The organism is Bacteroidota bacterium (assembly GCA_016183775.1).
GTDB lineage: Bacteria > Bacteroidota > Bacteroidia > JABDFU01 > JABDFU01 > JABDFU01.
Genome location: JACPDY010000132.1, coordinates 1 through 22837, shown reverse-complemented (window position 1 = coordinate 22837; position 22837 = coordinate 1). Strand labels below are relative to the sequence as shown.

The 22837-nt window shown below is 40.6% G+C and carries 14 protein-coding genes and 1 tRNA gene; 11 read left to right on the top strand and 4 right to left on the bottom strand.

Annotation, left to right across the window (positions count from 1 at the left end):
- The first annotated feature begins 133 nt into the window (after window positions 1–133).
- Window positions 134–712 carry a DUF4256 domain-containing protein gene (locus tag HYU69_15445; protein MBI2271734.1) on the top strand — a complete coding sequence of 193 codons (579 nt, stop codon included), beginning with the start codon at window positions 134–136 and terminating at the stop codon, window positions 710–712.
- A gap of 101 nt (window positions 713–813) precedes the next feature.
- Here the strand turns inward: HYU69_15445 and HYU69_15440 are convergent.
- Window positions 814–884, bottom strand: a tRNA-Gln gene (locus tag HYU69_15440).
- 345 nt (window positions 885–1229) lie between these two features.
- Between HYU69_15440 and HYU69_15435 the strand changes: the two genes are divergently transcribed.
- Window positions 1230–4535, top strand: coding sequence for a DUF2723 domain-containing protein (locus HYU69_15435; GenBank protein MBI2271733.1), 3306 nt, complete (start codon window positions 1230–1232; stop codon window positions 4533–4535).
- Between the two features lie 39 nt (window positions 4536–4574).
- Window positions 4575–5186, top strand: a complete 612-nt coding sequence (locus HYU69_15430) for a polysaccharide deacetylase family protein (GenBank protein MBI2271732.1) — start codon at window positions 4575–4577, stop codon at window positions 5184–5186.
- Between the two features lie 3 nt (window positions 5187–5189).
- Here HYU69_15430 and HYU69_15425 read toward each other — a convergent pair whose 3' ends face one another.
- The 3 genes from HYU69_15425 to HYU69_15415 all read right to left on the bottom strand — a co-directional run bounded on the left by HYU69_15425 (window position 5190) and on the right by HYU69_15415 (window position 8857).
- Entirely contained in the window at window positions 5190–8006 is a 2817-nt protein-coding gene (locus HYU69_15425; protein MBI2271731.1) for a hypothetical protein, read from the bottom strand.
- Window positions 8007–8041: 35 nt separating this feature from the next.
- The gene (locus HYU69_15420) at window positions 8042–8287 is read right to left on the bottom strand and encodes a hypothetical protein (protein MBI2271730.1); all 246 of its coding nucleotides are present in this window, start codon (window positions 8285–8287) and stop codon (window positions 8042–8044) included.
- 165 nt (window positions 8288–8452) lie between these two features.
- Window positions 8453–8857, bottom strand: coding sequence for a hypothetical protein (locus tag HYU69_15415; protein ID MBI2271729.1), 405 nt, complete (start codon window positions 8855–8857; stop codon window positions 8453–8455).
- 126 nt (window positions 8858–8983) lie between these two features.
- Between HYU69_15415 and HYU69_15410 the strand changes: the two genes are divergently transcribed.
- The 8 genes from HYU69_15410 to HYU69_15375 all read left to right on the top strand — a co-directional run bounded on the left by HYU69_15410 (window position 8984) and on the right by HYU69_15375 (window position 22658).
- Window positions 8984–9199, top strand: coding sequence for a hypothetical protein (locus tag HYU69_15410; GenBank protein MBI2271728.1), 216 nt, complete (start codon window positions 8984–8986; stop codon window positions 9197–9199).
- A gap of 14 nt (window positions 9200–9213) precedes the next feature.
- Window positions 9214–13035, top strand: coding sequence for a hypothetical protein (locus HYU69_15405; GenBank protein ID MBI2271727.1), 3822 nt, complete (start codon window positions 9214–9216; stop codon window positions 13033–13035).
- A 193-nt stretch (window positions 13036–13228) separates the two neighbouring features.
- The gene (locus tag HYU69_15400) at window positions 13229–16636 is read left to right on the top strand and encodes a DUF4175 domain-containing protein (GenBank protein MBI2271726.1); all 3408 of its coding nucleotides are present in this window, start codon (window positions 13229–13231) and stop codon (window positions 16634–16636) included.
- Between the two features lie 4 nt (window positions 16637–16640).
- Window positions 16641–17054 carry an ATP-binding protein gene (locus HYU69_15395; protein ID MBI2271725.1) on the top strand — a complete coding sequence of 138 codons (414 nt, stop codon included), beginning with the start codon at window positions 16641–16643 and terminating at the stop codon, window positions 17052–17054.
- A gap of 128 nt (window positions 17055–17182) precedes the next feature.
- Entirely contained in the window at window positions 17183–17590 is a 408-nt protein-coding gene (locus HYU69_15390; protein ID MBI2271724.1) for a polymer-forming cytoskeletal protein, read from the top strand.
- A complete protein-coding gene (locus tag HYU69_15385) occupies window positions 17541–17777 on the top strand; it encodes an AtpZ/AtpI family protein (GenBank protein ID MBI2271723.1) in 237 nt (78 codons plus the stop codon). The genes HYU69_15390 and HYU69_15385 overlap by 50 nt, the downstream gene beginning before the upstream one ends.
- A gap of 153 nt (window positions 17778–17930) precedes the next feature.
- Entirely contained in the window at window positions 17931–20267 is a 2337-nt protein-coding gene (locus tag HYU69_15380) for an SBBP repeat-containing protein (protein ID MBI2271722.1), read from the top strand.
- 54 nt (window positions 20268–20321) lie between these two features.
- The gene (locus tag HYU69_15375) at window positions 20322–22658 is read left to right on the top strand and encodes an SBBP repeat-containing protein (GenBank protein ID MBI2271721.1); all 2337 of its coding nucleotides are present in this window, start codon (window positions 20322–20324) and stop codon (window positions 22656–22658) included.
- Window positions 22659–22837 lie beyond the last annotated feature (179 nt).

Genomic DNA, 22837 nt, shown 5'->3' with positions numbered 1-22837 from the left:
GTTTACAGGTTAAGCACCAACCGTTGTTACCAAACATACAAGCAATTGTGTGTGGGAGTACGAAGATGAAAATTTACGCTCTTAACCTGTTCTTAAAAAATTGAATATCAATGCTTAACTAAATTATATACAGATGAAAAAGGAATTATCACCAAAACAACGCGAAGAATTACTTAGGGTTTTAAAGGCACGTTTTGAGAAAAACATGACCCGCCATACCTTCCTTTCTGCCGGAAAGAAGGTTCTCGAATGGGCCAAAGTACAGGAAAAGCTGGAAGCCAATACAGAAAAACTTTGGTCACTCAATGAAATGGAAAGAACCGGCGGCGAACCGGATGTTGTTGCCTATGATAAAAAAAAAGGGGAATATATTTTTTATGATTGTTCAGCGGAAAGTCCTGGTGGCCGCAGAAGTGTTTGCTATGACCGCCAGGCGCTGGAATCAAGGAAAGAGCATAAACCAAAAAATAGCGCGATTGGTATGGCTGCTGAAATGGGGATTGAACTTTTAACAGAAGAGCAATACCAGGCATTACAGAAGCTTGGAAAATTCGATACCAAAACATCGAGCTGGATAATAACACCTGCTCATGTCAGGGCACTCGGCGGCGCCCTCTTTTGTGATCGCCGCTACGATACTGTCTTCGTATATCACAACGGCGCAGAATCTTACTATGCAGCCAGGGGTTTCCGTGGTTCACTTAGGATCTAACGAAAATATCATACACATGACAAAGGGTGCTATGGACATTCTCTGACCCGCAGTTTGCATGCCTGCAAAAACAAAAATCCGCCAAAGGCGGATTTCGTTTGTTGCCCGAGCTGGATTCGAACCAACATAGTCAGAACCAAAATCTGAAGTCCTGCCATTAGACGATCGGGCAATCTTCTATCATTTCTTCATGATAGGGACGCAAAAGTAACAAATAATTTTTTTCCGGCAACTTGCCTTAATTTTAAAGGATGCTTAACAGGATATTCTATATTCATTTTTAGTTATGTTATATTTTACTGTTGATTGTTGATAGTAAACTATCGCATTGTGTAATCCATTGATAGAAAACAAGATACAAAAAATAACAATCTCAAATTAGGGCATAAAAATTCGAAATTGACCCGCGAGCCTCGTTCGCTTTATTTCCTTAAATTCGTGGCTTACTAAATAATTGAGGCTATAAAATGTTATTTCAATTTTCTTGGTCCTTACATTTATTATTTAACATATAACTATGAACTATAAGCGTATTAATAACGTTACCGGCTGGTCGGTGTTTGCTGTTGCAGCGTATACTTACCTGGCAACCATTGAACCTACAGCCAGTTTCTGGGATTGCGGTGAATATATTGCCACCGCTTTTAAGCTGCAGGTGGGCCACCCTCCCGGGGCGCCGTTTTTTCAAATGATCGGTCGTTTCTTTACCCTGTTTGCCGGCGGCGATGTCACTAAAGCCGCCAAAATGGTGAATATTATGTCGGCCCTGTGCAGCGCTTTTACCATTTTGTTCCTGTTCTGGAGCATCACAGCCCTGGCCCGCAAAATTGTTGAACACAGTGGCGAAATTACCGATGGAAAAATGCTGGCTATCATGGGCAGCGGTATCGTTGGTGCCCTGGCTTATACATTCAGTGATTCTTTCTGGTTCTCAGCTGTTGAAGGTGAAGTTTACGCCATGTCGGCGATGTTCACTGCCATTGTATTCTGGGCTATATTAAAATGGGAACGGATCGCCGATGAACCCCACTCCGAACGCTGGATAATTTTTATTGCTTATATGTTCGGCCTTTCTATTGGCGTTCACTTACTTAATTTATTGGCCATACCGGCCCTTGTATTCATTTACTACTTCAAAAAATTTAAGACAGATAACAAAGGGTTTATTATAACCGGTATCCTCTCTATTATACTGCTTGGCGGTATACAGGCAGGTGTTGTGCCCGGCATCGTGAACCTGGCGGGTAATTTCGAATTGTTCTTTGTGAATACGATTCATCTCCCGTATAACTCAGGTTCCATTGTATATTTCCTTTTACTTATTTCATTGATCGTTGTCGGGCTGGTCTATACTCACAACGAATCCGAAAAGTATTTTAATTATTTTATGATTCTGTCCATTGTGTTTTTTATTCTTTCGCTGATTACCAGTACCAGCGGATCAGCCGGCGTTTTCCGATTTGTTGTTGGCGGTTCCGCCCTGGCTCTTCTTTATTTCGCCCGCAAGCGTGTGGCACTCATCAATACCATCATTTTAAGTTTTACCATGCTGCTTATCGGCTACTCTTCTTTCATTATGCTGGTTATCCGCTCCAATGCCAATACGCCAATGAACGAGAACGCGCCAAAAGATGCCATCAGCTTACTCTCCTATCTTAACCGCGAACAGTACGGCGACTGGCCTATTTTATACGGACAATACTACAATTCCCCCCTTGATCCTGAAAAACCATACATTGATGGTACTCCGGTTTACATACGGTCACCAAAAGACAATACCAATTCTGTTCCTCTTCCGGCGGAAGGCAGTTCCTCCATTCACAAAAGCAATGTGAAGGATAGTTATATAATTTCTGATGATCGCCAGAGTTCGATTCCTAATTACGACAAAAATTTTTGTACAGTATTTCCCCGCATGTGGAGTTCCCAATCGAGCCACGAATCGGCGTACCGCAACTGGGGCGGCATTAAACGAGATAAAACCACTGACGCAGAAGGGCATGAAACTCCCGTTAAACCTGCCTTCAGTGAGAACCTGCAATATTTTATCTCTTACCAGATCAACTGGATGTACTGGCGTTATTTCCTTTGGAATTTTGTAGGCAGGCAAAATGATATACAGGGACATGGTAATTCTACTGATGGCAACTGGATAACCGGTATTAAAAGCTTTGACAACTGGCGCATAGGGATCAAAGGCACATTGGAAAGCAACAAAAACAATAAAGCCCGGAATGCTTTTTACGCGCTTCCTTTATTATTGGGGGTGATCGGGTTATTTTTCCATTTTAACCGTTACAATAAAGATGCCTTTGTTGTGTTACTCCTGTTCCTGTTCACAGGGCTTTGTATTGTTGTTTACCTTAACCAATATCCATACCAGCCGCGTGAGCGGGACTACGCGTATGCCGGCTCATTCTACGCGTTCGCGATATGGATCGGCATTGGCGTACTCGCGATCTTTGACGCGTTGAGTAAAAAAATGGCACAGAAAACAAGTGCTGTTATTGCGACAGCAATATGTGTGCTGGCAGTTCCTACACTTATGGCTAAAGACGGATGGGATGATCACGACCGCTCGCAGCGCTACACAGCAAGGGATTTTGCAAAAGACTACCTCGACTCCTGCGCGCCAAACGCTATTTTATTTACCAATGGCGATAACGATACTTTCCCTCTCTGGTACGTACAGGAAGTAGAAGGCTATCGCACAGATGTACGTGTGTGTAACCTCAGCCTCCTGAATACCGACTGGTACATCAACCAGATGAAGCGCAAGGCGTACGACTCCGACCCGGTTCCGCTTTCATTAACTGAAGATAAGTACAGGCAGGGAACCCGCGACTACGTTCCATTTTATGACCGGAAGATAGAAGGCCATATTTCTGTACGTGAGTTGATCGATTTTGTGTCCAGCAATGATCAGCAAAATCAGCTGCAAACACAAAACGGAAAATACATCAGTTATTTCCCGACCAAGAAGATGAGTGTTCCTGTTGATTCAGCCAAAGTGCTAAAGAACGGAACAGTGGCTCCGCAACTCGCCAACCGGATTGAAAAATCGATCAAATGGGAATTGGATAAAAGTTATGTATTGAAAAACGACCTGATGGTGCTTGACCTGTTAGCCACTAACAATTGGGAGCGCCCCATTTATTTTGCCGTTACAACCGGCCCTGAGAGCTATCTTAATCTTCAGGATTATTTCCAGTTGGAAGGACTCGCTTACCGTTTAGTTCCGATAAAGGCGCTTCCTCAGGAACAGCAGATAAGCGGGACGCGTGTGGCTACGGATATCATGTATGATAACATGATGAAATTCAGCTGGGGCGGAATGGATATAAAAGGTAATTACCTGGACGAAAATATTTCCCGTATGTGCACCAACCTTCGCATTCAAATGGGAACACTCGCCTCAGCCCTCATTAACGAAGGCAAAAAAGATAAAGCATTGAAAGTGGTTGACAAGTGTCTGGAAGTAATGCCTTCGGAAAATGTACCATATGACGCGACCGTTTACGCACTTGTACTGTCCTATTATCAATTAGACGCGACTGAAAAAGCAAATGCGCTTGCCAAACGCCTGTTCGATATTTTTGAAGCTGATATGAATTATTACATTTCACTGGGCAGTACCGGCGCAGCCGCATACGGCCGCGAAATACGACAGGCGCAGGAAATCATGAGCCGTTTGGTTTATATGGCCAAATCAAACAAACAGGACGCGCTTGCCAAGGAGTTTGAAAAGCGTTATAACATGTTCTCGGCTGTATTCGGAAAAGAAGAACAGCAGCAACAGCCGCAAATGCAGGAGCAACCATAGTCCTTATCTACCTCTCCCTTCTTTGGGGAGAGGATTGAAATGAAGTTGATAAGGCCTCCATATGCAGTACGCAAACTATTCAGCAGTCTCATTTGGAGGATACCTACTGCTGAAAAAAAGATCTACCTTACGTTTGACGATGGCCCGATCCCGGAAGTAACACCCTGGGTATTGGATATTTTAAAAAAGCATAATGCAAAGGCCACATTTTTTTGCATTGGCCAAAATGTAGAAAAAAATCCCGACCTGTATAAACGAATTTCAGATGAAGGCCACAGTACCGGCAATCATACCTATAACCATCTCAACGGCTGGAAGACCAGGAACAGCGAATACTTCAGCAACATTGAAAAATGCTCAGCCTTAGTCAGGTCAAAATTATTCCGCCCGCCTTACGGAAAAATAAAAAAGTCTCAGATCTCAGATCTCAGATCTCAATACTCCCTTGTTATGTGGGATGTTTTAAGCTATGATTTTGATCAATCTGTTTCGCCCGAAAAATGTTTATCAAATGTGATTCGTTACTCCCGTGAAGGTTCAATAATTGTGTTTCACGATAGTTTAAAAGCGCAGCGCAACCTCGAATACGCACTCCCGAAAGCTATAGAACAACTGAGTTTAAAGGGATTTAGCTTTGAGGCCTTAAAATAAGCTTTACTTTTCAGGCAGCGAATCCAGCAAGTCGCTGATCTTTTTCTTTTGTGCCTGTACTTTTGTGATCTCCGCTTTGATACCGGATGGATCGCCCGGTTTCGTGTCCTTCAGCTTCGTGTTTAATTTTACTTCTTTTTCTTCATACATAGTCACCAGGTCCTTCAGCGCACGCCGGCCATAAAATTTCACAAACTGGTTCTCATCCTTTGCAACAGATTCAAATACGGGCAGGGCTTTATTAACCGACTCGTCGCTGCAACGTTTCAGAAAATCACTATAGGTGGCTGTATAGCTTATTTTCCAATATCCTTTAAAGCGATCGGCACTTTTAATAAAAAAATCGTTGTTCTCGTCCGAGCCATGCCGCGCATAAATATCCATTACCGAAGCAAGCACCTGCTCATTCTTCTCACCTTCAAGTGTTTTCGCTATCGCCATTGATTGAGTGCTGTCCAACTTATCAACTGCGGACAAGGCCTCACTAATAACCGCATAGGATCTGTCATTTACGGCGTCTTTATATAAAGACATCAAATCCATATCCTTAAAGTTTTGCGATAAAAATGCAATGGCCTCAGCACGCACCAATGACTTCGGATCTTTCACCACAATACGCATCAACTTTTCCTTTGTCGCGTTTTCATTGCCTTTTAATATTTCGCTTAATCCCGATATCGCAAGCAAACGTATTTCCCAATAATTATCGTCAATGGCGCTTAAAATACATTCCACATATTCCGGAGCCTCAGGCGTTTTTACAAGATTAAACAAGGCCTCTGTTCTATCCTCATAAAGCGGCGCGTGATGGTATTGAAAAGCAAGCTCCTGCGGGGTCTTTCCCGTTTCAGTTTTAACGCAGAGCAGCATTTTTTCGGCATCAACATTTACCAGCTCAGGTTTCACCGGGAGATCAAATTCAATTTCCTGTTTTTGCTTTTCGACAACAATGTGTTTACGCTCTACTTTACCTCCGCTGTAAATATCAACGTCGATTGGCAATTTATAAAGAGGGCTTAACTTCAGGTCCTGCTTCTGCTCAATAGTTACTGTATATTTTTGCTTCGTATCACTATATTGATGCCTGATCTCCAGGTCAGGATGACCCGCTGAAAAAAACCATTGATTGAAGAACCAGTTCAGATCTTCACCCGTAATTTTTTCAAAGGCGAGACGAAGGTTCGCCACTTCAGCGGAACCGAACTTATTAGATTCCAGGTAAAGTTTAAGTGCGGCGTAAAAAGCCTCATCGCCTGTATATTTGCGAAGCATGTGGAGAACACATCCGCCTTTTTCGTAGGTGTGCGCGTCGAACACATCTTCACGATTCTCATAATAATACCTCACAATACTCACCTGTTTACGCCTCGATTCCTTAAGATATTTATCGAGCGTTTCACGGTGATGAGCGTCAGCCGCATCACGGCCATATTTGTTTTCCCTCCATATATACTCCCCGTAATCTGCAAACGATTCGTTCACCGGTAGGTTCGACCACGACTCGCAGGTAACCAGGTCACCGAACCACTGATGAAAAAGCTCATGCGAAATAACATCTTCATAATCACGATCAAGCATTTCACGGTCGGTTTGATTTAAAAAATCTCCATGTAAAGTGGCTGTTGTGTTCTCCATAGCGCCGGAAACATAATCACGCACAATAATCTGCGCATATTTATTCCAGACAAAAGGCACACCCAGCTTATTTGAAAATGTTTCGATCATCTCAGGTGTATTGCCAAAAATGTTTTTCGCATAAGGCTCATAATCCTTTTCCATATAGTAATTCACTTCCTTATTACGCCACTTGTCCTTCACTATTGAAAATTCCCCTATCGCCATCATCACGAGGTAAGTTGAATGGGGCAGATCCATTTTCCAATGATCGGTTCGTGTACCATCAGCGTTCTCTTTCTGATCAGTTAATTCACCATTGGAAAGTGTAGTATATTTTTTATCCACTGTAATGAATATCTCTTCCGTCATTTTTTCGTTAGGCTTGTCGATGCAGGGAAACCAAACCGAGTTAGATTGTGTTTCTCCCTGGGTCCATATCTGTTGAGGCTTATCCTTTTCTTTGCCGTCAGGATTAATGAAATACAAACCTCTATCATCTTTTATAGCTTCACTTCCGCCCTTTACTTTCAATTCATTGGGCTTGGCAGTATAATCAACGAATAACCTAAAAGTGTCGTTGCGGGTATATTCCTTATTGAGTATTACATGAAGTATATCATCCTTATAAGTATAGCTAAGTCTTGTTTTATCAGCCCCTTTAAGTAAAGCCACCTCATTAATATCCATACCACGGGCATCGAGATCAATTGTGCCTATCGGATAAAAATACGGACGGGCTGTTATTGTCGCTTTACCATACATATAGGTTTTTGCCCAATCGAATTTAACCTCAAGTTTTGTGTGAATAATATCATTGATACGTGTTTCAGAACCATGATAAACCGGCTTTTCTTTTTCGGGCTTTACAACCAGCGTATCCAGTTTAACAACATTGTCTTTTGAGGCACCTGTCTTTTGAGGTGTTTTACAGGCAATAACGAGCGTCAGGGAGAATAATGCGCATAGAACACCTCTCCTGAAAAATACAGAGTAGTTTATTCTGCTGAGTATGAATTGATGCCCGATCACCTGCTGCTTTTCGTTTAAGAGGGGCCAAAGGTGGGTAAAAAATACTATACTTTCAAGTTCCCGGCAAACTTGAACTAACCAGGGTATTCGCAGCGGATACGTTATCCATTTTAAGATGTATGGGGCAAAAAAAAGCAGGCCGCCAATCCCCGTAAAGTAGCTGACAGCCTGCATGCTTATTTAACTATCCGGATCTTTAAAAAGAGTTATCAGCTTAAAGGTTCGGCACTTACTATTTCATCTATGTTTACCTCTGTGATGAGGTTTTTACAGGCCTCAACATCATTATTAGCTTCCGCCTTTTTGTAACGCATCCGCTCAACCGCACTTGCAAAATAATGCACAACCGTATCCTGCTTCATCGTTTCCCAAATAACCCCGAAAACTTCTTTGCCTGATCTTAACCTGAATTTGCAGGGTTGCTCGCCGTAAGTTAAAATATCTATCCGTTTCATAATCTTTTAGTTTCGTAAGTATAAGTTTACGACATTATAACGCAAACTCAACGAATGAAGTTGCGTTTAGTTTTCAACAAAATAAAATCAGGCTGTTAATTACGGCTTTTTATAATCCGGGAGGTAATTCAGCACTCCGTAATGAGGAAGCAAAAACTAATATACTTAATGCTTCTTCAATATACGTTTCTTTCTGTCTTTCGATTTATTTTTTGGAGCCTTAAATAATCGCTTGTCTTCTTTGGAATTTTTTCTGAATGCCTTACCTCCCCATCCTGAAGATTTTTTTCGGCCAAACAATCCTTTCTTGCCGGTGTACTTCTTCTTCTGGAAAGCACTGCGATTTTTCTTCTTGTTATTAGTAAAACGCTGTGTCTTTTTTTTGTGATCGAACCCTTGTTTCCTGGAAAATAATTTTCGCTTACCACCGCCTCCAAAATTATTATCACGCTCATTTAAAGGCTCACGGCCTGAATTGAAGTATGTCGGCTTGTTTGACTTTTGCCCAAAACAAGGCTGCAGACCCCAAAATAAAGTCGATAATATTATACCTGTGATAAATCTCCTCACACGAAACTGTTTACAACAATATTATTCATAAAAAATGAATACCGCAACACCCAGCTATTATTTTACCGCTTGTAAGTTAAAATACTTTTTTTGTTCGTACCTTGTATTTGCTAATTTATGCTTAAAATGTCACATTTATTAAATAAATTGTTTTTACTTCTGATGATTGCCTTCGCAACTATTGTTCCATTTGCCGGATGTTCGGATAAAGATACAAAAGAGAATAAACGTGAAGTAAAAGAATCGTATCTATGCCCCATGAAATGTACCTCAGAAATATTCAGTAAGCCCGGCAAATGTCCTGTTTGCAACATGGAGCTGGAAAAAGCTGAACCCAGTTAAGTATTCCCATTATTATGAACTTTTCATTATACAGACATCTCTTTTTTTCTGCATTTTTTATCCTTATAGCAGTATTGAGCCATGCGCAGACAGGCTGGGATCATATAAAAGCGAATGATAATAAGGCTGCCCGTAAATCATTTATGGCGGACCTGGAAAAAGATAGCCTTAATCCCGACGCTATAAAAGGACTTATTTATCTGAGCGACATTGAGCAGGATAAACTTGCTTACAGGAAATATGCCAACAGCCTGATCCGCAATTTTCCGAACGAGCATATTTTTAGTGTACTGAAGAACGCTTATACAGGAACACCTGACCTTATAGTTAAACAAAAGGATTTCAGCGAACGCAGCAAACTGTTTTACAAACTTATTCAGGCAGCTGAATTGAAGGAAAAAAGGCAATTCAACGAATCAAAAATTGCCTATAGTGAGTTGTTGGGCGATTATCACTGGTCGCTTATAGGTCCGTTTAAAAATGTTTCGGGAAGCGGTTTTGATATAGAATACCCTGTAGAAACAGATGCGTATGACAGCACTAAAATATATACCAATCACAGAAACCTCGCGCTGAAATGGGTGAAACCCAGGTATTATGACCCTTCCGACAAGATCAATTTTTCGCGCCATTTACCTAACAATTACAATGGCGGCACTTATTATGCCAACAGCTTTATAAACATTCCTGAAAGCAAAACTATTCAACTTCGTATAGGAAGCTCATCGCCCGTTAAAGTCTGGTTAGATAACTCACTTGTGTTTGAGAACAAAAGCATTACCCGCTTCCAATGGGATGGGGAGATCGTCGAACTCAACATTAAGGCGGGGACACATCGTATTCTTATAAAATGTTCCACCCCACCTCCACAGACAAGACATTATGATTTCTTATCGTTTTTCGACTCGCCGGGTGTTTCAGACCTGAACCTGAGCAGCTGGATGAGTGACTATATCAGCCTTCTCAATGATGACAGTAATAATGACCCTTCTTTTTCACTAAGGATCACAGATACAAATGGCAAACTCCTCAACATTGGATCTGGGGCACCCGCTAAGGTCGCAACTGCCATATACCAGCCCGATATATATAACAACTTTGCCATTAATTACTTTCAGGGACTTATAGAGCGTTCACCTGACGACCTGTTCAATTACTATGCACTATGCAAAGCTTATTTTATGAAAAATATGACCAGGCGAGCCGAACCCTTTTTCGTAAAGGCACTACGTAAGCAAAAGGACTTGGTACTGCTTAAATACATTACCGCGAAAATTTATGCTGAAAACGGGAAAACCGAAAAAGCCTACGAGGTGCTGAACGACATTAACCAGGATAAGACCCCGATCTTTGGTTTGCTTTATTCCAAATTCAGAGATATTGACCTTAGTACTGAAGAACAGAAATACCTCCTTGCCCTGGATCGCCTTAAGGCCATTACACCTTCCAATTACTCTGTAATAAGTGCATACATGAAATATTACGATAAAAAGGGGATGCAAAAACAAAAAGAAGATTTTATCAATGAAATGAAAAAGACTTATCCCGTTTACAAAGAATCTCTTGATGTCGAATTGGATACCGAACCCATGAAAGATCTGACGGAAAAAGAACGCAGCAAAGGAACCCGGATCACTATGAGGAAAATAAAATCACGCTTCTCAACAATTGATTACTCCACCGCCATTTATTATTACAAGAACAAGGGTAAACCGGCGCGGGTACTCGAACTGTATGATGAGCTGATCAAATTCCTTCCTTACAATATAGAATACCGGCAGGACAAGGCACAATACCTTTTGTCGGAAAAAAAGCACAGAGAAGCTCTGAAGGAATTACAGGAGGCTTTGTCGATAGCTCCATGTAATAACCTTACACTGGAATATATTGGCGATGTTTATAATGACAAGAGCAAAAATAATCCACTGGCCTCAGATTCGATAGCACTTACCTGGTACAAGCTTTCAAAAAGATACCAGCGTCAAAACTATGGGGTCGATACAAAGATCACACGTATTGAGGGCCAGAAAAAATTAAAACGCCTGTTCACCACTAAAAGCTTTGACGATATCCTGGCTGATGAAGGCTGGAAAGATAAATACACCAAAGAAGACGCGGTAATATTGATGTATACCCGTGACCTCGCTTATGATTCAATGGCGCATGTTGAAGTGTACCAGCAAATGATGATAAAAATTCTGAATGAGGGCGGAGCCAAACGCTGGACCGAATACGACTTTGGTTTTTTAGGAGCGCTGAATACACTCAGGGTAATAAAACCAAATGGAGCGGAGGTCAGCCCCGATAAACAGGGGAGCTATGTCGTTATTAAAAACCTTGAACCCGGCGACATTATACAAATTGATGGCATGCAGGAATGGGAACAGCAGTCGGAACTCGACCAGGAGCTCTCGCTTATTCATTATGTTTCGTTTGAGGCCCCCATTTATTACCACAAGTTCGAAGTAGCGGTTCCCGAAAAAAAATACCTGGGATATCTCTACCATAAACTCGACAGCGCCCTGAAAAGATCAACAAATAATGGTTTTGACTTTTATAAATGGGAATACTACAATATGTCGAAAGTGGAAAATGAAGACGCTGCACTTGATCTGTATGATCTCTATAGCAGTATTATGATAAGTTCTATACCCGACTGGAGCAAACTGGTTAACTGGTATAAGCAGATCACCTATGGCAAATTTGAAATGACCTACGAAGTAAAAGAAGCGCTTGACAGTATTATCCGACCCGGAATGAGGGATGAGCAAAAAGTAGAAGCTATTTATAATTACCTCACCAAAGAGATCAAGTATTCTTACGTTCCATTCTTACAATCGGGTTATGTGCCTAAAGATCCCGGCCTTACACTCTCATCTCGCATTGGTGATTGTAAAGATGTAGCCACATTGATGATCGTGATGCTTAAAGCCATCGGAATTGAGGCCAACTATACACTTGTTAAAACCAATTCCTACAATCACCAGGAAATGCTGCCTTCGCTTTACTTTGACCATGTGGTTGTTCAATATGTCATCGGCGGACATACCCGTTACCTCGATATGACAACCGATTACTACCCCTATTATGTATTGACCGAAAATGACGCTAACGCCTTTTCACTTGTTATAAAAGACAAAGAAAAAACAGTTGCCCGGCTCCCGGGCGATGACCTTGACCCTTCGAAAAACAAAATAGAATATTCCATTGATGCCAGACTGAACAGCGACAAAACAGTTGATCTCCTGGTAGAAGCCACTTATCCCGGGATCGCCGGAGGAAGTATCAGGGAATACTTTTCAACCATTTCGGAACAGGAACAAAAAAATTACATCACCGAACATTCAGGTAAAGGAGTGTTTACAGACATCACCCTCCTTGATTACCATTTCGTGAATATGAAAGAAATTTCGAAGCCTTTAAAGGCCAGTTTGCATTTCAAAGCAGCTGAATTTTCGGACGAGGTCGCGAACCTGTTTATCTTTCGTATACCTTATATGAATGCGGTACAAGGCAGCGCGGCTATATCCGGAGACCATCGCCACAACCGTATAAATATTGACAAGCTGAGCGACACAGAACCAAATGTTCAAAAAATAACATTGCACTTCCCGAAAAATTATCGTTTGCTTAAACTTCCGGGAAATATCAATTACCAAAGCAAGTATGGCAGCTACAAAGCATCATTTAAAAAAACGAACGATGGTATTGCTATTGAAAAACAACAAATTTTCAACACAAAAATCGTTTCTGAAAAAGAATTTGAAGAATTCAAGGCTTTTTACCTCAAACTATTAAACTTCGACAAAACGAAGATCGCGATACAGCAATTGTAAAAAAGCCAATAATTCAGTTATCTTTAAGTATACTTTAAAAGGCCTGGTTTTTGTGGAAAGCAATGAAACAGGACATCTTAACATTTAAAGTGGTACGAATCACAAATGGATACGAATTTACGAATGTTAAGACCGATTATGAGGTGGCGCTATTCGTAAATTCGTATCCATTCGTTATCCGCACAAGCAAAAAATGAGTACCAATTACACTATATTAATTACCAAACTGGATGAGTTCATCCGCAAGTACTACAAAAACCAGGTACTTCGCGGGTTGTTATACTGCACAGCGGGTGGGCTTCTGTTTTACCTGGGTATAACCCTGATGGAATATTTTGCTCATTTCAATACAGGCATGCGTACTTTTTTATTTTACAGTTTTCTAAGCACAAACGCATTCATTGTTACACGACTCATTATTTTACCCCTGCTAAAACTTTACCGGCTTGGCTCAGTTATTTCATATGAACAAGCCGGCGGCATTATTGGCAGGCACTTCAACAAGGTACAGGACAAATTATTAAATGTTCTTCAACTTCAAAATGAAGCAACGCTCTCGTCCCTCGTCCCTCGTCCCTCGTCCCTTTTACTCGAAGCCGCCATAGATCAAAAGATTAAAGAATTAAAACCTGTCCCTTTTACATCGGCAATCAACCTGTCCGAAAACAAAAAATACCTGAAGTACGCTCTTGCACCCATGGTTGTATTACTCTTTATTTTATTTTCGGCACCAAGCATTATTACCGACAGCACGCGGCGACTGGTAAAACACGGAACTTATTTTGAAAAAGAATCTCCTTTTCAATTCAATATTCAGAATAAAGATCTGCGAACTATTCAGCAGGAAGACTTTGAACTACAGGTAAAGCTTACCGGCAACGAGGTGCCGGATAATATGTATGTTTCAATTGACAACAATGAATACAAGTTAAATAAAGATAATACCGTTGAATTCAGCTACCTGTTCAAAAATCCGCAAAAGTCAATACGGTTCAGATTGACTGCAGATGGCTACCAATCGAAAGAATACGAATTAGCGGTGCTGCCTAATCCCATCCTTCTCAATTTCAATATCACACTTAATTATCCGAAATACCTAGGAAAACATGATGATGTGATCAAAAACACCGGAGACCTGCTGATCCCTGTAGGAACAAAAGTCACATGGAATTTCAACACGCAAAACACCAGGACGCTGCGAATGAGCTTCATCGACACCGCGTTTGCTGTGCAACCTTCGGCAAAAGACGCATACAGTTTTTCTTCACGCATGATGAATGACGTTCGTTACGCAATTACCACTGCCAATGAATTTATCAGAAGTAAAGATTCTGTTTTATACAGCATAAATATTATACCTGATCAATATCCGTTGATCGGAGTTGATGAACAAAAAGATTCGCTTTCGCAAAAAATATTTTACTTTAAAGGCCAGGTGAAAGACGATTATGGATTTACCAATCTTACATTTAACTATCGCTTTATTAATAAAAGCGATTCGACCGATAACCGATCACCGATAACCGACAACCATGTTTCCGTATCCATTCCAATCAGCAAATCCTTAACCCAGGATCAATTTCTTTACACCTGGGACCTTAACAAGCTTAACATTGCCTCAGGCGATGCTGTGGAATATTATTTTGAAATCTGGGATAATGATGGTGTGCATGGCGCTAAATCTGCGCGTTCACAAAAACTGGTATTCAAGGCACCTACTATGCAGGAAATTTCGGAGAACACTGAAAAGAACAACTTGAAAATAAAAGATGAATTAAAAGAAACCATACAGGAGGCGAAAGACCTGCAAAAACAACTGAACGCCCTCAACAAAAAAATACTTGAAAAGAAAGACCTGGGCTGGGAAGACAAGAAAAAAATGGAGGAGCTGCTTCAGCAGCAACATGAACTTCAGCAAAAGGTTGAAAGTATAAAAAATGAAAATCAAAAAAACAACCTGTCACAATCGGAATTCAAACAGGTTGATCAGCAAATTGCGGAAAAACAAAAACAACTGGAAGACCTGTTGCAGCAAGTGCTTACACCTGAGATGAAACAGAAAATGGAAGAGCTCCGGAAAATGCTTGCTGAACTGGATAAGAACAAAGTGCAGAATGAATTGGAGAAAATGAAGATGAATGCTAAAGATGTGGAGAAAGAACTTGACCGCGCGCTTGAAGCATTCAAACGCCTTGAAGTGGAACAAAAGCTCCAGGAAAATATTGAAAAACTGAACGAACTGAAGAAAGAACAGGATGAGCTTGCGCAAAAAACGGATGACAAAAAATCGGATGCGAAAGAACTGGAAAAAAAACAGGATAATCTGAATAAAAAATTCGAAGACTTCCAGAAAGATATGAAAGAACTGGAAAAGAAAAACCAGGAACTTGAGCAGCCAAACAAACTTGAAAATACCGATAAAAAGCAGGAAGACATTAAACAGGACATGAAGGCAAGCGACCAGCACCTACAGGAAAACAAAAAAAGCAAAGCTTCTCAGTCACAGAAAGGTGCTTCAAAAAAAATGGAGGAACTGGCCCGGCAAATGCAACGGATGCAGCAGGAAATGCAGCAGGAAGCAAATTCGGAAGACGCCAAAGCATTGAGAGAGATCCTCGACAACCTTATTCAGCTTTCATTTGACCAGGAAGGACTTATGGGTGATCTGAAAAAAATACGTATTGACAATCCCCAGTACCCTAAAGTAGCCCAGCAACAAAAGAAGTTACAGGACGACGCTAAAATGATAGAGGACAGCCTCCTTGCATTGAGCAAGCGTGTGCCAACAATTAAATCGGCCGTTAACCGCGAAATAAGTGCTATAAACATGAATATGGAAAAGGCGATCGGCGCCTTAGCCGAACGTCAGACCGCAGAAGCGAACAGCCGCCAGCAATTTTCGATGACATCTATCAATAACCTGGCACTTATGTTAAACGAATCATTACAAAACATGCAACAGCAGCAGCAAAGCAAAAGTAAGCAGGCGGGAACAGGCAGTTGCAAGAATCCGGGCGGGATGGGTAAAAAGCCCAGCATGGCTAACCTCCGCCAGATGCAACAGCAGCTGAATGAGCAGATACAAAAGATGAAGGATGCGATGGCAAAGGATGGTAAGCAGAAAGGCAAAGACGGGAAGGGTGGCAAAAGCGGAGTTAATGGACAACAAGGCATGAGCGAACAATTGGCCAAACTGGCGGCTCAACAGGAATATATACGCCAACAAATGCAAAAAGCCGCCGAAGGGCTTGAAAAAAGCGGAAAACCGGGCAACAAACCAGGGGGCGACGCAGCCCAAAAAATGGAAGAAACGGAAACAGACCTTGTAAATAAGCTAATTAGCCAGGAAACCATCAGGCGACAGCAGGAGATACTCACCAGGCTTTTGGATTACGAAAAAGCAGAGAAAGAACGGGACCAGGACGAAAAAAGACAGTCCAATGAAGCGAAAAGTGAATTTATACGTAACCCTAACGCGTTTTTAGAGTATAACAGGTTAAAAGAACGGGAAATTGAACTTTTAAAAACAGTTCCGCCTTCATTAAATCCGTTTTACAAATTGAAAGTGAACGAATATTTTAATAATTTTGAACAACAATAAAAAGATGACGATTCCTGAAAACAAATCCCTGACTATTTCTTCCAAAACAGAAAACATTGTGGTGGTTGAAAGTCTGATAAATGACATTTGTGAAAAATTTAAGATCAGTGAAGATCATTATGGCAACATTTTAGTGGCACTTACTGAAGCTGTGAACAACGCTATTCAACATGGCAATAAAAACAACCCGAGTAAGCACATTAATATATCTTTCAATATTCGTCCCGATCATATTTCATTCACTATAAAAGACGAAGGTCCAGGGTTCGACTTCTCACATATTCCCGACCCCACTGCTCCCGAAAATATTGAAAAGCCAAACGGACGTGGCGTGTTCCTGATGAAAAACCTTGCTGACAACATTGAGTTTGAAGATAACGGCAGCACTGTAAAACTCGATTTTAAGACCGGGAAATAGACCCATTCCTCTTTGCTTTTTTAACCATCTCATGTTAATTACTTTTGGACTCCCATTTTACATCGTTCCGTAAAACGCCTATATTTACTTCAATAAATATTATTATTAACCAAATGTTCGACAACGCCATGTCAAAAACCAACACTCCCGATTCTCAATCTATCAATTTGATAGGTGCTGGAACAGTAATTGAAGGTGATATAAAGTCAAACGGAGATATCCGCATTGATGGAACCATTAAAGGTTCATTGAATGTAAAAGGCAAACTGGTGGTCGGAACATCGGGGTTGCTTGAAGGCGAAATAGTTTGCCAGAATGCCGATGTATCCGGCACTATAAAGGCGAAAATTACGGTTTCCGACCTATTGTCGCTAAAAGCCAGCGCCAAACTAACAGGTGATATAGTTTCAGGAAAACTTCATATTGAACCAGGAGCCAATTTCTCCGGCTCATGCAGCATGGGTGGTATAATTAAAGATATAAATCATGCCGGAAACCAACCCAAGTCCCAGGAAAAAGCCGCCAACGCTTACTGACTACGGTAAATACGCAGGCATGGGCTTTCAGATGGCTGCGATCATTGGCCTCGGGACGTATGCAGGAGTAAAACTCGATCATCACTTTGGTTTAAAAAAATTTCCTGCATTTACTCTTTTGTTCTCCCTGCTATCTGTTATTGCTGCCATTTATTTTTCTGTGAAAGATCTCCTGAAAAAAAAATAATACGGCCCGATTCAACGTGCCTTTTTGCAATAGACAACAATAATTCCGGCATTTTATTTGATTAGTTTTCAAAGTGTTATATATTTGTTGACCCTGAAAAATGCAACTTTTCTTTGTGTGCAAAGTCATTAGTGCAAACTTTAATTAATTTATATGATTAAAAGAATAAGTACCTACAATATACCTTCAGTATTCATTTTATTAATATTTGTTTTATCCGCGGTTGTAAAAGCCCAGCCAAATTGTCAATGGACCAAGGGATATGGAAACACCAAAGAGGAATCCTGCAAGAGTGTATATGTTGACGCATCCGGTAATGTATACTCTACCGGATATTTTTATTCCCCCACCATTACTTTCGGTTCGACAACACTTACCAATTTTGATAATAGCTGCAACAGCTGTGACGCGTTTATTGTTAAATCCGACTCCTGCGGCAATGTGATATGGGCTAAAAAAGCGGGGGACGACTGGTACGTAGATGAAGGGGCTGCTATTTCTGCTGACAACCTTGGAAATATATATGTAGCTGGCTCATTTCAATCTGCCACTATCACATTTGGTTCTTTTGTACTTAATAACAGTGGCTCTTACAATACGTTTCTCGTGAAATATAATTCCGCAGGGGTTGTACAATGGGCAAAAGCATCAACAGGTGATTATCGGGCAGTTGTAACGGATATGTGTGCAGATAAAAATGGCAATACATATATGACCGGTTGGTTTAATTCTGATTCACTTATGTTTGATGGCATAAAGCTTATGCAAGGGGGCTATTATGATATGTTTGTTGTTAAATACGATAACAATGGTAACGCAGTATGGGCAAAAAATGCGGGTTATGACGGAGATGACTCTGGTTACGGGGTGGCTGCAGATACTGCCGGCAACGTATTTGTGGGAGGCTCTTTCCAGGATTCTATAAAATTTGGAACGGTTTTCATAAAGCCACAACTCGCTTACTATTATCATCCTTTTATCGTAAAATATGACAAAAATGGGAATGTTATATGGGCAAAAAGTTCCAGTAATGGAGAAAGTTCGGATGAAGCTTATGATGTTGCTGCTGATATTTCAGGAAATGCTTATCTGGCAGGCTATTTCAAATCCGACACAATAACATTAGGTTCCATACGACTGCCCAATGCTTCTATCTATAACCACAATGGATTTCTTGCAAAATACGATCCGTCAGGTAATGTTACCTGGGCAAGAAGAATTGGTGGAAATTTTAGCGATATCATTAAACGTGTTACTACTGATACAAACGCCAACATATATATTGGTGGCGACTTTGAGTCAGCAACAATAGCTTTAGATGCTCTTTCACTTACCAATTTTTCAAATGCGGACACTTCTTATGATATATTTATAGCTAAATACAATACAAACGGAAACATACAATGGGCCAGATCTGCCGGAGAAGCCAGAGGGGAATATTTAGAAGGTATTGCCGTGGGCAAAAACGGGATTCCTTTTATTTCGGGCAGGTATAATTCGAGTTCTCTGGCTTTTGGAGCTACAATACTTACCAATAAAGGCCGGACAGATACTTATGTAACGAATGAAATAACCCGCAACGGAATGCTTGTCCCTCAACTATGTACCGTAACAGTCGACAGCCTTTCAAAGAATAATGTCATTTATTGGGACAAAACTCCCTATACCGATGCAAAGAATTTTATTGTTTACAGGGAAACATCCATAAACAATTATAAGCCTTTAGCAACTATTCCGTATGATTCATTGAGTTATTTTACCGATACAGTACGAACCAGGTATTTTCCTAACACAGGCAACCCTAATATCGGAACATACCGGTATAAACTCCAGTATATGGACACGTCCGGCAACTATAGCTCATTAAGTCCATATCACAATACTATTTATATCGTCGATAATGGAGCGGGACAATTCTCATGGAACCCATTGTATACAATTGAAAATACCGCAAATCCGGTAGATAACTATGTATTGATGCGTGATGATAATGGAACCGGCGTGTGGACAACTGTTGGCAATGTTGTAGGGAATCAAAATACTATTGCTGACCCAAGTTATGCAAGTCATGCCAATGGGAAGTGGCGTGTAGAAACCCAATGGGCTATTACCTGCACCCCAACATTTATAAAAAAATCTAACGTGGATGGTGTAACTATACTGACTACAAAAACTGTCAACAACTCCCGGAGTAATATTAAAGACAATATTGCCGCCATCGGAATTAATGAATCAAATGCTGGCACACGCTTCTCACTTTATCCAAACCCAGCTAACGGAAGGCTCAATATTGAATGGCCGGAATTGTCAAGCGAGCCTCCTGTTCTGGTTATTATACGAAATTACCTTGGGACGGAAATAATAAAATTGGCTCCTGAAAAAAATAAAACCAGAACAACAATTGATATTTCAGATTTAGCTGCCGGTATTTATTGCCTTGAGCTGAAAGGCGATAAATATACGGCACTTAAAAAACTGGTGATTGAATAATAACATACCATTTGTCTTAAAAATTAGAACCAATTAACCTTAACACAACTTAAAATGAAAAGAAACTACTTTACACTCACAAATTTTTCAATAATTATTTTGACAATTGTAACTCCTCTGATCGTATGGGGACAACCTTATTGCCAATGGACAAAAGGATATGGTTTAGCTAAAGATGAACAATCCAGGGGGATATCAGTTGACAATAATGGCAATGTATATAGTGTTGGACATTTTAGCTCCCCTACAATTACTTTTGGTTCAACAACTCTTGTAAATGTAAGTAGCACAGGAACCTCGGATGTTTTCATTGTAAAACATGATTCGTGCGGAAATGTAGTTTGGGCAAAGCATGCCGGAGATCAAAATTACGACGATAGAGGAACTGCGATTATAACTGACAAGTCAGGGAATGTATATTTAACCGGTGCATACTATTCATACTATATAAAATTCGGTACAGATTCGCTGAGTAATAATGGCACCGGATGGAGTACTTATCTGGTAAAACTAAATTCCGCCGGTACTGTTATTTGGGCAAAGGGTCTGGATGCGAGCGGATCAGTATACCCTTCTGATCTGGCTATAGATAAGAACGGGGATATATATATGTCTGGCTACTATTTGTCTGATAGCGTTAAATTTGGCGGAATAAAAATAACGGGGAACACCTCTGACTACAGTTCATTCCTTGCAAAATTTAGCAGCAGCGGGAACGCTATTTCTGTAAAAAGTATTACCGGATATGGCAACAATCAGATCAACAGCATTGCTACTGACACCACTGGCAATGTAATTATTGCAGGCTATTACTCCGATTCATTGAAAGTTGATTCTCAAATATTAAACGGACAACCCAACTTAAATATGTTCTTTGCAAAATTTAACCCGGCGGGTACACTTTCCTGGGCCAAAAGTGTAGGGGACAATTACAACGATGAGGCTACCGGTGTCACTACCGATAAAGCCGGAAATATTTATCTCACCGGTTATTTTCAGTCAGATTCAGTTACGTTTGATAATATTAAACTCGTACTTATTAAGTTCACTTCCTGGGGAAATGGATTCCTGGCAAAATATGATGGGGCCGGTAATGCGTTATGGGCAAAACGTATTGGAGGGCTTACTGATGATTATGGAAAATCCGTTGTTATAAACAAAAACGGTGATGTGTTTGTCGGTGGCCGATTCAAGTCCACATCGATCACTATTGACGGAATAACACTTAATAATATAACCGGAACCAATACAACCTCTGATATTTTTTTGGCAAAGTATAATTCCAATGGCCAGCTTAAATGGGCTAAAAGCGCGGGCGGACCGGGCGATGATGCAATAGATAAATTGGCTCTCGGAACTAACGGCATTCCATACATTACCGGTACATTCAAATCTGTATCGATCGCATTTGGCGCGAATACACTGAACAACGGTGGCCTTACTGATATTTTTATTTCAAATGATATTACACGTAATGGTATGTTAGTTCCGCAATTATGTACCGTAACAGTTGACAGCCTGTCTAAAAACAATGTTATTTTTTGGGATAAAACACCATATATGGGAGTAAAGCATTTTATAGCATACAGAGAAACTTCCTCAAATCTTTATAGTCCGTTAGGAACTATCCCTTACGATTCGCTGAGCTACTATACTGATACCGTACGAACCAAATATGCACCCAATACAGGCAATCCAAACGCCGGTACTTACAGGTACAAATTGCAGTTTATGGATACATCAGGAAATTACAGTTACCTCAGCCCCTATCACAATACTATTTTTATTGTCGATAACGGATTAGGGCAATTTACATGGAATCCGCTATATACCATCGAAGGCTCTGCTAATCCGGTCAGCAATTACTTATTGATGCGCGATAACAATGGTACCGGAATATGGACTGTGGCAAACAGTGTAACAGGATCACAAAACACTGTTGCAGAACCAAGTTATTCGAGTTACATTAACGGGAAGTGGCGTGTAGAAACACAATGGTCGATCACCTGCACTGCAACTTTCAGCAAAAAAAGTTCCGGAAAAAATGACGACATGAGTGTGCTGACAACCAAAACAATTAACAATTCGAGAAGTAATATTAAAGATAATATTGCAGTTGTAGGTGTTACTGAAACTAACGCAAGCACTCTTGTTTCTGTATATCCGAATCCTGCGAATGACAAACTTAATATTGAGTGGCCGGAACTTTCCGCAAACCAACCGGCTCAGATACTATTGCGAAATCAGCTTGGCATGGAGGTTATAAAATTTGTACCGGAAAAAAATCAATCAAGGACAACATTGGATATTTCCGGCATCGCTCCCGGAATATATTGTGTTGAAATAAAAGGAAACAAATATACCGCCCTTAAAAAACTGATGGTTGACTGATAATTATTAATAGTTGATTTAAAGGAACGCGTATTGTCAATCCAGGGCCACCGCATGAATAATAATTGAGGGACAAACAGTTAGCTGTTAATAATAATGGCGGATTGAGTTGAAAAGGGAATGAAAAAAGTTTGTTGTTTGATTTTAAAAATCAAACAATGGACTTTGAATTACACTTT